Annotated in this window: 17 protein-coding genes; 11 read left to right on the top strand and 6 right to left on the bottom strand. The window is 70.0% G+C overall.

The genetic code is table 11. From position 1 onward, the window contains the following. The first annotated feature begins 5 nt into the window (after positions 1-5). On the top strand, positions 6-1,412 hold the full coding sequence (locus DEJ23_RS08885) for a serine hydrolase (RefSeq protein WP_111239895.1): 1,407 nt from the start codon (positions 6-8) through the stop codon (positions 1,410-1,412). A gap of 114 nt (positions 1,413-1,526) precedes the next feature. Here the strand turns inward: DEJ23_RS08885 and DEJ23_RS08890 are convergent, their stop codons facing one another. After that, positions 1,527-1,775: a helix-turn-helix domain-containing protein gene (locus tag DEJ23_RS08890; protein ID WP_181429185.1), complete on the bottom strand. Its 249-nt coding sequence runs from the start codon at positions 1,773-1,775 to the stop codon at positions 1,527-1,529. Positions 1,776-2,123: 348 nt separating this feature from the next. Between DEJ23_RS08890 and DEJ23_RS08895 the strand changes: the two genes are divergently transcribed. The 3 genes from DEJ23_RS08895 to DEJ23_RS08905 are packed head-to-tail and all read left to right on the top strand — an operon-like array spanning position 2,124 to position 5,354. Further along, a complete protein-coding gene (locus DEJ23_RS08895) occupies positions 2,124-3,737 on the top strand; it encodes a sensor histidine kinase (protein WP_111239897.1) in 1,614 nt (537 codons plus the stop codon). 40 nt (positions 3,738-3,777) lie between these two features. Next, a complete protein-coding gene (locus DEJ23_RS08900) occupies positions 3,778-4,440 on the top strand; it encodes a response regulator transcription factor (protein ID WP_111239898.1) in 663 nt (220 codons plus the stop codon). Positions 4,441-4,466: 26 nt separating this feature from the next. Next, complete coding sequence (locus DEJ23_RS08905; RefSeq protein ID WP_111239899.1) at positions 4,467-5,354, top strand: DMT family transporter; 888 nt, start codon at positions 4,467-4,469, stop codon at positions 5,352-5,354. Positions 5,355-5,390: 36 nt separating this feature from the next. On the opposite strand, the gene DEJ23_RS15670 is transcribed toward DEJ23_RS08905, so the two are convergent. From DEJ23_RS15670 to DEJ23_RS08915, 3 genes are all read right to left on the bottom strand, one after another. Then, complete coding sequence (locus tag DEJ23_RS15670) at positions 5,391-5,543, bottom strand: hypothetical protein (protein ID WP_181429186.1); 153 nt, start codon at positions 5,541-5,543, stop codon at positions 5,391-5,393. Between the two features lie 98 nt (positions 5,544-5,641). Then, complete coding sequence (locus DEJ23_RS08910) at positions 5,642-5,965, bottom strand: hypothetical protein (protein WP_111239900.1); 324 nt, start codon at positions 5,963-5,965, stop codon at positions 5,642-5,644. 146 nt (positions 5,966-6,111) lie between these two features. Further along, the gene (locus tag DEJ23_RS08915; RefSeq protein WP_111239901.1) at positions 6,112-7,605 is read right to left on the bottom strand and encodes an arylsulfotransferase family protein; all 1,494 of its coding nucleotides are present in this window, start codon (positions 7,603-7,605) and stop codon (positions 6,112-6,114) included. A 459-nt stretch (positions 7,606-8,064) separates the two neighbouring features. Here DEJ23_RS08915 and DEJ23_RS16070 point away from each other — a divergent pair, with 459 nt between their 5' ends. Then, the gene (locus DEJ23_RS16070) at positions 8,065-8,727 is read left to right on the top strand and encodes a sce7726 family protein (protein ID WP_181429187.1); all 663 of its coding nucleotides are present in this window, start codon (positions 8,065-8,067) and stop codon (positions 8,725-8,727) included. On the opposite strand, the gene DEJ23_RS08920 is transcribed toward DEJ23_RS16070, so the two are convergent. Further along, positions 8,609-9,637, bottom strand: coding sequence for a beta family protein (locus tag DEJ23_RS08920; RefSeq protein WP_111239902.1), 1,029 nt, complete (start codon positions 9,635-9,637; stop codon positions 8,609-8,611). The two genes, DEJ23_RS16070 and DEJ23_RS08920, sit on opposite strands and share 119 nt — an antisense overlap. A gap of 41 nt (positions 9,638-9,678) precedes the next feature. Further along, on the bottom strand, positions 9,679-9,843 hold the full coding sequence (locus DEJ23_RS15680) for a hypothetical protein (RefSeq protein ID WP_181429188.1): 165 nt from the start codon (positions 9,841-9,843) through the stop codon (positions 9,679-9,681). Positions 9,844-9,956: 113 nt separating this feature from the next. On the opposite strand from DEJ23_RS15680, the gene DEJ23_RS08925 reads away from it, so the two are divergent. From DEJ23_RS08925 to DEJ23_RS15940, 6 genes are all read left to right on the top strand, one after another. Continuing rightward, positions 9,957-10,196, top strand: a complete 240-nt coding sequence (locus DEJ23_RS08925) for a hypothetical protein (protein WP_146240240.1) — start codon at positions 9,957-9,959, stop codon at positions 10,194-10,196. Continuing rightward, positions 10,193-10,420 (top strand): hypothetical protein, encoded by a 228-nt coding sequence (locus tag DEJ23_RS08930; RefSeq protein WP_111239904.1) that lies wholly within the window; start codon positions 10,193-10,195, stop codon positions 10,418-10,420. Before DEJ23_RS08925 ends, DEJ23_RS08930 begins: the two co-directional genes overlap by 4 nt. A gap of 1 nt (position 10,421) precedes the next feature. Further along, the gene (locus DEJ23_RS08935) at positions 10,422-10,874 is read left to right on the top strand and encodes a hypothetical protein (RefSeq protein ID WP_111239905.1); all 453 of its coding nucleotides are present in this window, start codon (positions 10,422-10,424) and stop codon (positions 10,872-10,874) included. Positions 10,875-11,144: 270 nt separating this feature from the next. Then, positions 11,145-11,402 (top strand): hypothetical protein, encoded by a 258-nt coding sequence (locus DEJ23_RS08940; protein ID WP_146240241.1) that lies wholly within the window; start codon positions 11,145-11,147, stop codon positions 11,400-11,402. 483 nt (positions 11,403-11,885) lie between these two features. Continuing rightward, the gene (locus DEJ23_RS08945; protein ID WP_111239907.1) at positions 11,886-12,101 is read left to right on the top strand and encodes a helix-turn-helix domain-containing protein; all 216 of its coding nucleotides are present in this window, start codon (positions 11,886-11,888) and stop codon (positions 12,099-12,101) included. Continuing rightward, on the top strand, positions 12,098-12,229 hold the full coding sequence (locus DEJ23_RS15940) for a hypothetical protein (protein WP_258375384.1): 132 nt from the start codon (positions 12,098-12,100) through the stop codon (positions 12,227-12,229). Before DEJ23_RS08945 ends, DEJ23_RS15940 begins: the two co-directional genes overlap by 4 nt. The last annotated feature ends 88 nt before the right edge of the window (positions 12,230-12,317 follow it).

Below are 12,317 nucleotides of genomic sequence, written 5' to 3' on the forward strand. Positions count from 1 at the left end.
TCGGCATGGAGAAGCGCGCCGCGTACGAGTCCGTCCTGCCCTACGTCCGTGAGTGGATCGGCTACAAGGTGTGGCAGCTCCGGCTCCCGGGGGTGCAGGTCGCGATCGGGTTCGAGGACGAGGTGCTCTTCTCGGAGGCCTGGGGGTACGCCGACGTCGAGGCGGGTCGACGCCTGACGACCGCGGACCTGTTCCGGATCGCGTCGCACTCGAAGACGTTCACCGCGACCGCCCTGCTGCAGCTCGCCGACGCCGGCGCGCTCCGGCTCGACGACACCGTCGGCTCGTTCGTGCCCGCGCTCGTCGACGCCGGTTCGCCGATCGCCGACGCGACCGTCCGCGAGCTCATGGAGATGGGCGGCGGCGTCGTCCGCGACGGGGCCGACGGTGACCACTGGGCGCTCGACCACCCCTTCCCGGACGCCGACCAGCTCGTCGCCCTGGTGGTCCAGGGCGGTGCGAAGGTGCCCGTCGGCTCGGCGTTCAACTACTCGAACCTCGGGTACGGTCTGCTCGGGCTCGTCATCGAGGCGGTCACCGGGACGTCCTACGCCGAGCACGTCCGGTCCGCGATCGTCGAGCCGCTCGGGTTGACCGGCACGGGCCCGGAGTTCGACCCCGCGCGTGAGGACGAGTTCGTCGTCGGCTACACGGGGCTGCACACCGCGCGGACCCGGCAGCGCGTCCCGCACGTGACGACCGGTGCGCTCGCAGCGGCGACCGGCTTCCACGGCACCGCGTCCGACCTGGTCCGCTACTTCTCGGCGCACGTGCCCGGCCGGGGCACACTGCTGTCCGACCACGCCAAGCGCCTGGCGCAGCGGAAGGCGTGGAGCGCGATCGACACGGACCCCGCGGCGCGCGGCTACGGCGCCGGGTTCATCGTCGACCGGATCAACGGCCGTGAGGTGCGGGGCCACTCCGGCGGCTTCCCCGGACAGATCACGCAGTCGGTGTTCGACCCGGCGTCGTCGCTCGTGGTCTCCGTCCTGACGAGCAGCGCGACCGGCCCCGCGACGATGCTCGCGACCGGCATCGTCCACCTGCTCGACGCCGCCGCGGACGAGCACGCGCCCGGCCCCGTGCTGGCCGCCGACGTCGGCACCGACCGGTACACGGGGCGCTTCACCACGTTCGAGGGCATCACCGACGTCGCCCGCGTCGGGGACCGTCTGCTCGCGATCGACCCGACGCAGCCCGTACCGACGGAGTCGCCGGTGCGGCTCGGGGTCGTCGACGGCGACACGCTGCGGATGGCGTCGGGCAACCGGTTCGGCTCCGTGGACGAGCACATCACCTACGCGCGCGACGAGTCCGGCAGGGCCGTCTCGTTCCGCGGCGACAGCGGCATGACCCACCGCCCCTGGTCGGTCCCCGAGGAAGCCCCGGAGGTCGCCGCCGCCCTCGTCTGACCCCTCGACCGCGTGCGTCGCCGAGACGGTCGCCGGTCCGTGTCGGACGGCGAGACCCGGTTCGCGCCGTGACGATCTCGGTTCCCAGGTCCCGGTCCCCGTGCACCGGGATCGTCACGGCGTGAGGGGATCGTGCGGGTCCGCCGCCCGTGGTGGCCGTGCGCGGTCGAGTGCTCGGCGGAGCGACCCGACGGTGGCGAAGCCGAAGCGGCGCGCGACCTCGCGTTCGTCCTCCCCCTCCAGGAGCGCCCGTCGGACCCGCAGCGAGCGGTACCAGCGGCGGAACTCGTCCGGAGTGCGGCCCCTGCTCTCCCGGAACCGTCGCTCGGCCGTCCGTCGCGAGCACTGCACGGTCGCTGCCACGATGTCGCCCGTCGTCCGGTCCCACTCGGCCGGCGGCTCGTGGCGGTCCGGGCCCGGACGTCACCCACACTGTCGTCCGCCGTGACGCGACCCACACGTACCCGTCGTGCGCCTCGAGGTCGAGCGTCCAGTCCGGTGCGGACGAGACGACCTCTCGGTCATGACGGACGTCGAGCCCGACGGTGTCGAGCAGGCAGGCGAGAGCGTCCACCCCGCAACCGTGTCACGAGCGCGCCGGTGGCGAGGCGGATCCGGAGGGCCTGTGGAGGACGGGCGGGGGATAACCCCACCACCGATCCGGGAGGCGGCAGGATGGGACGCGTGGGCCGCCTCCGCGAGGCTGGACCCATGACCGACACCGACCGCCTCGACCAGGCCGAGACCGTCCCGCTGGACGACCACGCCGCCGACCGTGCACGCACCGTCCCGCTGGACGACGCCGTGCCGCAGGGAGCCACGAAGCCCATGCCCGAGCAGCCCCGGACGCCCCACGCCGGTGCCTCGTCCGCGCCCTCGGGCTGGGGTGCGACGCCGTCCGCCGCGGGGCAGCCGCCGTCGTTCGCGGGCGGGCAGCCGTCGTTCGCGGGCGGGCAGCCGCCGTTCGCAGCGGACGGCGCCCCGGTCGGTGGTGGCGGGGCCGGCTCCGGGATGACCGCCGGTCGGTTCTACCGCGAGGCCTGGCGGCGCCTGCCCCGTGACTTCGGGTACATGGCGCTGACCGCGGTGCTGCTCTGCACGCTCTACGCCGCGTTCCCGGCGGCGCTCCTCGGCCAGGGGCTGCGCGACCTGTTCAACCCCTTCGTGCTGCTGATGTTCTTCATCGCGCTGTTCGTGGCGCGCTGGCTCGGCCAGTTCGAGAAGCTCCGCATCGGCTGGGCCGACCCGAGGCCGATCCGCCCGGTGGACTGGACCCCGCGCTGGCAGCAGAACTGGTGGACGCGCACCGGGTCGGCGGTGGCGAACCCGCACTACTGGCTCTACCTGCTGCACGCGGCCGTCGTCTACCCGCTCGCGGCCCTGGTCACCGTCGGCGCCGGCGTGCTCCTGGCCACCGGGTTCCTCTGGCCGCTGGCGGTCGGCGCCGCCTGGGCCTTCGGCGGCATCGGCGGCCTGTACTTCCCGAGCTGGGACACCGGTCTGATCGGTGGCGTCGCGCTCCTCGGCCTGCTGTCGATGGCGGCGTCCGTCCTGCTCCTGCCGCTCTGGGCCCGCGGGTCGGTGCTCGCCCACTACTGGATCGACTTCGGCCTGCTCGGCGGGTTCCGAGCCGAGCAGCTCGAGCAGCGCGTCGCCGGTCTGCAGGCGTCGCGGGCCGGTGCGGTGACCGCCGAGGGCCAGGCGCTCCGGCAGATCGAGCGCGACCTGCACGACGGCCCGCAGCAGCGACTCGTCCGACTCCGCATGGACCTGGCGGCCGCCGAGCGCGCGTTCGACCGCGACCCGGAGAAGGCGAAGCAGCTCATCGGCGAGGCGACCGAGCACGCGCAGGACGCCCTCGACGAACTGCGCGCCCTGTCCCGGGGCTTCGCCCCGCCGATCCTGCTCGACCGCGGCCTGGTCGCCGCGCTCGAGGCCCTGGTGGCGCGGACGCCGATCCCCGTCGGACTGGACGTCCGTCTGCCCGAGGGGCTCGAGCTCGCGACGGAGATCCAGCGCAACGTCTACTTCACGGTGAGCGAGCTGCTGACGAACACGACGAAGCACGCGGGCGCGTCGACCGCGGGCGTCTACCTGGGACTCATCGTGGACGCCTCGGGCCTCTGGTACCTGACGGTCAGCGTCACCGACGACGGCCGGGGCGGTGCCCGTCCGCAGGAGGGACACGGACTCGAGGGCCTGACCGGCCGGATGCGGGCGCTGGACGGCGAGCTCGTGGTGAACAGCCCAGACGGTGGCCCGACCGAGGTCACGGCACGGATCCCGCTCGGCGCCCTGAACGGCGTCCCCGTCGGACGCGCCTGAGGCCGCGGGGAGCACGGACGCTCCCACTAGGCTGGTCGGCATGAGCGACGGCCCGGATGCAGCACGCATCCGGGCCGTCGTCGTCGACGACGCCGTCCTCCTCCGCGAAGGGCTCGCCCGCGTCCTCGACGAGGCGGGCATCGACGTCGTCGGCCAGTACGCCGACGCCGACGCGTTCCTCGCCACGCTGCCGCACGCGGCGCCGGACGTCGTCGTGATGGACGTGCGGATGCCGCCGACCTTCACCGACGAGGGCGTCCGTGCCGCCGTCGAGACCCGCCGCATCGCCCCGCGCACCGGGGTCCTGCTGCTCTCCCAGTACGTCGAGGCCACCTACGCCGAGGACGTCCTCGCCGCCGGCGCGACGGGCATCGGCTACCTGCTCAAGGACCGCGTGACCCGGCTCGAGGAGATCGACGACGCCGTCCGGCGCATCGCCAGCGGGGGCACGGTGCTGGACCCCGAGGTCGTCACCCAGCTCATGGGCCGCCGTCGAGACCCGCTCGCCGCCCTGACGCCGCGGGAGCGCGAGGTGCTCGGACTCATGGCCGAGGGCCGCACGAACGCCGCGATCGCCCGCGCGCTGGTGATCGGTACCGGTGCCGTCGAGAAGCACGTCTCGAGCATCTTCGGCAAGCTCGCCCTCGAGGACACCGGTGAGGACCACCGCCGGGTGCTCGCGGTGCTGGCCTACCTCGGCTGATCGTCACCACGCATGGCGACCGCACCGTGACCCGCGTCCCCGCACCGCTGCTGGCGCTCGCCGCGATGGTGTCCGTGCAGATCGGTGCCGCGGTGGCGAAGACGCGCTTCGACGAGGTCGGGTCGGTCGGTGCCGCGACGCTCCGGCTCGTCATCGGTGCCGTGGTCCTCGTGCTCGTGGTGCGCCCCCGCGTGCGGCACTGGACGCGGGCGCAGTGGACCGCCGCGGTGCTGCTCGGCCTGGCGCTCGGCGGCATGAACGTGTTCATCTACGTGGCGTTCGCGACCATCCCGATCGGCGTCGCGGTGACGATCGAGTTCCTCGGACCGCTCGCCCTGTCGCTCGTGCACACGCGGCGGTGGGGTGACGTCACCTGGGCCCTGCTGGCACTCGCCGGGGTCGTGCTGCTCGGCGTCGGTCCCGCCGCGGTGACCGCGGTCGGGGGCCTGGTCGCGGCCATCGCCGCCGCGGTCTGCTGGGCGGGCTACATCGTGATGAACCGCCGGGTGGGGGCGGCGATCCCGGGGGTCGACGGGCTCGCGGTGTCGATGGTCGTCGCGATGCTCGTGTCCCTGCCGACCGGGCTCCGGCCGGCGATCGAGGGTGTGGCCGGGCACCCGTCGTTGCTGCTCGTGTTCGCCGCGGTCGCGGTGCTGTCGAGCGTGCTGCCCTACGCACTCGAGATGCTCGCGCTCCGACGGATGCCGACCCGCGTGTTCGGCGTGCTGCAGAGCCTCGGACCGGCGATCGCTGCGCTGGCGGGGCTCGTGGTCCTGCGCGAGGGGCTGGCGGTGCAGGAGGTCGTCGCCCTCGCGTGCGTGAGCATCGCGAGCATCGGTGTCACGCTGTCGGCGCGACGCGGTCGCGCTCGCGCCGCGGTCGGACCGACGGGAGGCGCGGGTCCGCTTCCCTGACGCCGGGAACGTCCGCCGCGCCTCCCGTGGGGGCGCTCACTCGACGCGGAGGAAGTCCGCGTACGTGGGTTCCGCCTGCACACCCGACAGCAGCGCCGGGTCGTTGATCCGCCGCTCGACGTAGGCCGCGATGACCTCCGGCGGCGTGAGCACGTGGGCGACCCAGGACGGCACCTCGCTCTTCTTCATGGCGCCTCCTTCCGACTGATCGCGGGGCGAACTACACGATCAGTGAGTATCTCGATGAACCGGTGTCGGCAGAACGATCCTCGTGATCCAGGCCGAAGTCAATGCGGTGCGTCCTGCGGATGCCGGTCCGTGCGGTCGGCCCTGAGCGCACGGTGCTTCACGGCCGACCGCCACACCCATGCGTCGGCCTGCTGCCCGAACTGCGCCCACTCGACGAGGACGGCGTCACGCGTCCAGCTCTTCGCGAACCCCTTCACCCGGATGTGGAAGGTCGGGAACTGGATCCACGCCCACACGGGTACGGGCGTGACGGCGTGGCAGACGTCGGGCCCGCGGGCCTCCTCGGACAGGGAGTAGGCGCGCGGGCGTTCGACCTCCGGGTGTTCCGGGGGCTGCCACCGGTTCTCGCGACGCCGTCCCACAGCGATATTCGAACGTGTGTTCGAACCGACGTCAAGTCGGTCGCGTCGTACGGACCGGGATCCGGCGCGTGCGGGCGTGTCGGACGCGGTCCCATCGACAGGGCGACACGCCGCGCGCGGTGCGACGTCTCGTCACGTCACCCGCCTCACACGCGCACTACGGCCGAGCGCGCCAGCTCGGTGCCGTCGGAACCGATGGCGACCGCCCGCACCCACCGCGCCGACGTCGGCAGCGCGACGTGTGTCTCGAACCCCGTCCGATCCGCCGTCACGGAGGACGTCAGGGCGTCCTGGGCGGTGCCGTGGTCGAAGCGCCACGACACCGTCTCGGTGGACCCGTTCCACGACGCGTACGCGCGGGGGGTGCCGGCCGTGGTCCGGGCCACGACCGCCGGGGGTCGGGCAGGCGTGCCGGTCCACTCGTGTCGGAACGACCGGTACGAGGCGCCGTCGAAGGCGATGTCGAGCACCACCGTGCCGTCCGCCGCGAACTCGGTCAGGCCCTTGCCCGTGCCCCAGCCGACCAACAGGTGACCGCCGTCGAGGTGCTGCATCGACCCCATCGCGATGCCCTTGCGGCCTGCGTGCCGGTACTCGTGGTCGAGCGTCGCCGTCATGGCCTGCTCGTCGAGTCGCAGGACGAGGCCGCGCGACGGGGAACTGCCGTCCTTGCTCACGTTGTCGAACAGGGTCATGCGCGTCGGTGACGATCGAACGGCGTGGTGCTGCCACGCGAACACGGCGTCGTCGGCGACCTCGAAGTCACTGCGCTCCCCGCCGAGGCGCCACCGGACGGCACCCGACGACCGATCGATCGCGTAGACCGCGTGCGTGTGCCGAGCGGAGAGGAGCAGGCCGTCGTCGCCGTCGACCGTGCACGAGTTGAGGTGGAACGGGTCCCAGGGGGAGGCGGCGCTGCGGCCGTCGTCGCCGATCGCCTGCTTGCTCTCGGCGAGCGCGAGGTGGTCGCTCGCACGCCAGTCGAGCAGCAGGGCACCGCTCGCGATGTCGATCTCCTGCACGTGGCAGTCGATGAACCAGCCGTCCGTCGGCCCGCCGACGGACGACAGGTCGCCCGGGACGACCGGGTACGCGGTGACGAGCGCGGTGTCCTGGGCCGTGATGAGGAACTCGTGCAGGTCCACCGACAGGCCGTTGCCGGCGTGGACCGTCTCGAGGACCCGGTAGGACCGGTCGAGGATCGTCCCGGTCGCGATGCCGTACCCGTCGGTCAGCAGCCCGGAGACGTACGTGAGCACCGGCTCGCCCCGGTACTCCTGCACGCGCAGGTCGTACATGTCCGCGCCGCTCGTGTCGACCCAGACGGGTTCGCCCTCGTCGTCGGTGATGACCCCTCGGTGCACGTCCGTGTCGAGGGCCGAGAACAGCAGGCCGGGGGCCGGTGTGCCGGTGCCGCGGGTCACGGTCGTGCCGGCGAGGGTGGGCTGGATCGTGGCCCAGCGCCGGACCGCGGCGGCGTCGGCGGCCGGCTCGGCCTCCGCGGACGGGGTCGGGGATGCCACGCGGGTGTGCGCGAGTGGTCGGCCGAACCACCCGGCGGCCCCGCCGGCGGCGAGACCACCGGCGCCCACGAGCAGGTCCCGTCGTCCGAGTGCGTGTCGCTGCGTCGTGTCGCCCATGTGCTCATCATCGACCGCGGGCCCATGCCCTGCCCGAGACGGTCCGATGAGCGAGCCGAGAGCGCAAGAACGGGACGGGAGGATCGACGACCGCGCGGAGCGCCAGCGGGAGACACTCCGCCGTCCGCCGGGAACAGGACGGGAGGACCGACGACCGCGCGGAGCGCTGACGAGCACGGAGGGGATGACGGGAATCGAACCCGCGTGGCCAGTTTGGAAGAACGTCCCTCGTGCGCTACCGCTGCAAACCGACGCGAACTGATCCGACCTCTGCGGCGCTGTCCTGGCCCGTATTTTCGGGCTTCGAAGAGAGCCGCAGTGGCTCACGTCGGTTCGGCTAGGTCGGGCGTGGTGGAGCGCGGTTGGAGGGGTTCCAGGAGGGGCAGGACACCGTTCGGACGTCTCGCCGCGGGAGCGCGCCACCCCGAGAGAACAAGCCTCCCCACCTATGCTGTCGCTATGCCGCCAGTCACCGAAGAAGAGCTCCGGGACTTCGTCCGCGTAGCTGTGGCGGACGACGGAAGCGATGGGCAGACTGCTCCGCTCGTCGTCGACGAGTTCGTCGTGGGCACCGAGGGGCGTATCGACCTCGCCCTGGTGGGAGACGCGTTGATCGGCTATGAGCTGAAGAGCGACCTAGATACGCTGCGTCGTCTCCCTCAGCAGATGTCCTCATACTCGAAGGTGTTCGATTTCTGCACCTTGGTCGTCACGGACCGCCACCTGGGCGCGGCGAGACGCGCCCTCGATTCACGTTGGGGGCTCGCCGTTGTCCGACGCGAGGCCGGGAAATTGACCTACAAGCAGATCCGAAAGGCACGGCCGCTCCGTCGCACGGATGCGGTCGCGCTCGCCGGTCTGCTCTGGCGGGACGAGGCGCTCCACGCCCTGGACTTGCTCGGTGCCGCGGCAGGGCTCCGGTCTAAGCCCCGGGATGTCCTCTGGGAACGCCTCGCACAGGTTGCGAGTCAGGACGAGTTGAGAGCGATTGTTGTACGAGCGCTCACGGCTCGCCAAGGGTGGCGAGACGTTCAAGCACCACGTGAATATGACGAGACATTCCAATACGCAGGTGCGTCGTCGCGTTTCCTGGCCCGGCGCTTCCGTCCGCAATATCGCTGATCTGCTGGTCAGCAATTGAGAAGCTGGCCCCCGAGTAGTAGGGGGCCGACACGATGCCTGAGGCAAGCGCTCGATATTGCGGCGACGGTGCTTTCCGCTCCTTCGCGCGATGTATGAACCAGTCGGTGCCGCTCGTGTACCGCATGTTTGGGATGGGAGTGAACGGTGCCCCGCCATAGGTGGGCACGCCAATCGCATAGTCCGCAAAGACGACGGGGCGACCGATGCCGGGCCGAACCGTCATGAATGCGGACGCGTCAGCTCTTGCAATAGCCGTTACACTCTCTCGCGGCGCGACATCCCCAATTGCCGAAGGGAATGCGGAGAATGCCACGACAACCGAACGCCAGTCGTTGAGAGCCGGGAGGGCGTGAACCGCCTGGCCGGCGACAGCGGCCTGGATGGCGACACTGCCCGACAGCAGCCCCGCATCGACCACGATGTCAACTTCGGAGCGGGCAAGCCCAAGAGACGCAACTGTGGACTCAACATCGGTTGCCATGTTGATTGCCTCGTCGATCAAGTCCTCCACGTCGAGGCGGATGACGACGCCACGACCGTCCGTGCGTATAACCGACGCGACCACACCGAGCGTGAGAGGTTCCTCGGTTGCAGTGATGACGGGGACGCTAGTCACGGCTTCATGACGCAGCGCGGCGAAAAGGTCATCGACGACCGGGGCGAAGTCGGAATCGTCCTGCCCCTCAGCGTTGAGGGCTTGGACCCAGATCTGATTCGGCCCCTGCCAGACCCTTGAGATCGCTGCTGCTGCTCCGACTGGCTCGATGACCTCCAAGAGGGGGACGAGGCGATCATTGGTGCAGCCGCCGATGGCGTCCAGCTCCGCTCGCTTGCTCTTGAGGATGGGGACATAAGCGTCAGTTGTAAGCGCGACATTGGGCGAGACCATGATTGATACTCACTGCTGTGAGACGGCCCCGTCAGGTCCCCCTACTGGGGCTTGCGTCGATCAGGCATGTCCCTCCGGCTACTCAGTCCCTCGCGCCGCATGGCGCGGGCTTGCGCCTGCACGGTGAGCGGGTGCTTCGCTCGCTCCTTGTCGTTGCCGGTGTACTCGGTGCCGCGGTCGCGGTCGCTGTTGTTGCTGTTGCTCATGAGAATTGCTTTCCGTGATTGTCGATAGTTGCAGAAACAAAAACGCACCTATTGCCCCACGGGGCTGCCGCAGGTATGTACCGTTAATGCTACAGCCAACGGAAGGACAGCACATGGCAATGCCGCAATCGGAAGCAGAACTGCGAACCACGGTGCCGACGGAAGTAGTGGACGCGCTCGACTTGATGGTGCGCCTCGGCGGCATTTCCAAGGCGACAATCGTGCGCATTGCGCTTGTCGATCACCTGACGACTCTTGGGGTGCTGTTCCCCGAAGTCGCTCAGACGCTCCGCCCGACTAAGACCCGCGGCCGACTCAGCAGTGACCGCTCAACCCAAAAGGACGACCGATGACCATCGAGACAACTCCCTATCCCGCGTACGGCGGACCGCACGCTGCGGGCGTGCTTCGCGTTCGCGCCGAGGACTATCGCGGCGCTGCCGAAGAGCTGCGGGCTGAACTCGACGCCACGGAGCGGTACTTCACCGCGGCCTTCGAGCGAGTCGACGAGAGCAGCAGCACCCGCGACCGCATCCGTGAGCTGGCCAAGCGTCCGACGCGCCGGATTGGAGCCTGACGTGCCTGTCTTCGATTACAGCCCCGCCGTCGCTGCGGACCCCGAGGTATACCGCATTCACGCTCGGGAGGAGTCCTACCCGAATTCGGTTGCAGAACAGGCCGAGATCAAGCGTGTGGACGACGCGGTGTTCGATCGAGTCCGGATCTACGAGAACTCCTTGGTCGAGAGCTCGCAGGCGTTGATCCAACGCGGCGTCTCGCTCGCCAAGGATGCAACGAACATCGAACGCGCCGTGCGAGAGGAGGTCAAGTACCCGCTCGACAGCGCCCGCGTCGATCTGAAGGCGGTCGCCGAGCGATACACCGCCCTGCGCAGCCGGGCGCAGGAGCAGATCGATGCTCTCGAACGCCTCGCGAGGGAAGCGGAGTGGCTAGCAGAGAAGGCCAACGACCCATACGCCGCGTACCGCGCTCTCGTAGTCCGCTATCCGGCACTCAGCAAGAAGTATTGACACAGAGAACCGCCCCGACTCCTGGAAGCGGAGTCGGGGCGGCGGAGGGACCTAACCGTGACATCCAACATTCTAACACCTGGGTCGCTGGAAGCGCTGCACGCCCTTTGGGGCTGGGACCGCACTTGGCCGAAGGTCGACTCGCAGACGGCGGCACCCGATGACAGCCCCATGCAGCGCCTCAGTCGTGTGGAGCTAGCCACCATGCGCCTGAACGCGGATCTTGCCTCCGAACGGCTTCCGTACCGGGGTGTCGTCTTCGACGCTGCTATGCGTATCGCTGTGTGGGCTGACCGCGGTCAGCTGCCCTACCTGTCCGGCTGGTCGGTCGCGAAGACCCTGCAGTCGCTGTACTACCCGCGGTCCTGGAACGCGAGAGTGCCCATCCGCGGGCTGGACTTGCTCGTCGCCGTGGACTGCAGCAGCGACCTGCACGGTGTGAGCATCACGCTCGACGCCGAACCGACTGATGGCCTGCACCACCGGCCGATGCGACTCCGCAACCGGTGGGTCGAGCTCGGCGAATAGAAGAAAATCCGGGGTAGGGTCCTCGCGAGCAACGAGACGAGGTGAGACAGATGCAGTACGGATCAAGCGCATGGCAGGGGCAAGACGCGCCCAAGTCGCCGCAAGGCTTGACCGAGCGTGAAGTGCTGCTCGCCGTCGACGCGCTCTCTCGTTTGCAAGACGCCGTCTTGACTGACCGTGCTGCCGCCGAGATGCTTCGGGTCTCGCGGCGTACTCAGGACGCGATCAACCGCCTTAACGCCCGACTGCGTCACGCTCTGCGAGCGCAGGTCGCGCTTGTCGCCGCGCGCGCGTTCCGGCCCCTGCCCGATGCTCGGCCTGCTGCCCGCCCGGCCAGCCCCAACGCCCCCAACACGGCCCGCTGGGCGACGCCCGCGGGGTAGTTCCGCGCGCTCCGTCGCCCGACAGATCAACCTCTGACCGGGCGACGCTGCACATGTAGCTTTCGTGCTCCGCCTGGTCTCTCTTCGACCGGAGCGGACCATGACATCCCTGCACAACTCACAAACTCCCACCCGCACTTGGCTGCGCTACGCCGAAGCGGCGTCGTACCTCGGTACGAGCGAGCGACAGCTTCGCCGGCTCGTAGCCGACAAGAAGATCGGGCACACGAAGCTCGGCCTGCACACGCTGTTCAGCCCTGACCAGCTTGACGCCTACATCGAGGCCCGCACATTCACGCCGGAGCAGCAGTCGTGAGCGCTGCCTGGGCACCGCTCGGGTACGAGCTCGACACGTCCTACGAGTACACGGACGAGCAGGGGCAATACCTGTTCGAGCACCGGCGCTACCGCAGTTCCATCCGGGACTGCTGCAGGTTCGGTTGACTCCTGACAGGTAGGAGCGTTGGCTCCTGCTGGAAGGATGTGCGCCATGGTGAAGGCGTATCCGGAAGAGTTCCGCCGTGATGTGATT

The sequence above is a fragment of the Curtobacterium sp. MCSS17_008 genome, from assembly GCF_003234185.1.
Lineage (GTDB): Bacteria > Actinomycetota > Actinomycetes > Actinomycetales > Microbacteriaceae > Curtobacterium.

Bases quoted from the DNA above. Each gene is read 5' to 3' on its own strand.
- DEJ23_RS08895 (WP_111239897.1), top strand. From the start codon at position 2,124: ATGACCGACACCGACCGCCTCGACCAGGCCGAGACCGTCCCGCTGGAC.
- DEJ23_RS08925 (WP_146240240.1), top strand. From the start codon at position 9,957: ATGGCAATGCCGCAATCGGAAGCAGAACTGCGAACCACGGTGCCGACG.
- DEJ23_RS08900 (WP_111239898.1), top strand. From the start codon at position 3,778: ATGAGCGACGGCCCGGATGCAGCACGCATCCGGGCCGTCGTCGTCGAC.
- DEJ23_RS08885 (WP_111239895.1), top strand. From the start codon at position 6: ATGGAGAAGCGCGCCGCGTACGAGTCCGTCCTGCCCTACGTCCGTGAG.
- DEJ23_RS08945 (WP_111239907.1), top strand. From the start codon at position 11,886: ATGACATCCCTGCACAACTCACAAACTCCCACCCGCACTTGGCTGCGC.
- DEJ23_RS08915 (WP_111239901.1), bottom strand. From the start codon at position 7,605: ATGGGCGACACGACGCAGCGACACGCACTCGGACGACGGGACCTGCTC.
- DEJ23_RS08940 (WP_146240241.1), top strand. From the start codon at position 11,145: ATGCGTATCGCTGTGTGGGCTGACCGCGGTCAGCTGCCCTACCTGTCC.
- DEJ23_RS15670 (WP_181429186.1), bottom strand. From the start codon at position 5,543: ATGAAGAAGAGCGAGGTGCCGTCCTGGGTCGCCCACGTGCTCACGCCG.
- DEJ23_RS15680 (WP_181429188.1), bottom strand. From the start codon at position 9,843: ATGAGCAACAGCAACAACAGCGACCGCGACCGCGGCACCGAGTACACC.
- DEJ23_RS08930 (WP_111239904.1), top strand. From the start codon at position 10,193: ATGACCATCGAGACAACTCCCTATCCCGCGTACGGCGGACCGCACGCT.
- DEJ23_RS08920 (WP_111239902.1), bottom strand. From the start codon at position 9,637: ATGGTCTCGCCCAATGTCGCGCTTACAACTGACGCTTATGTCCCCATC.
- DEJ23_RS16070 (WP_181429187.1), top strand. From the start codon at position 8,065: ATGCCGCCAGTCACCGAAGAAGAGCTCCGGGACTTCGTCCGCGTAGCT.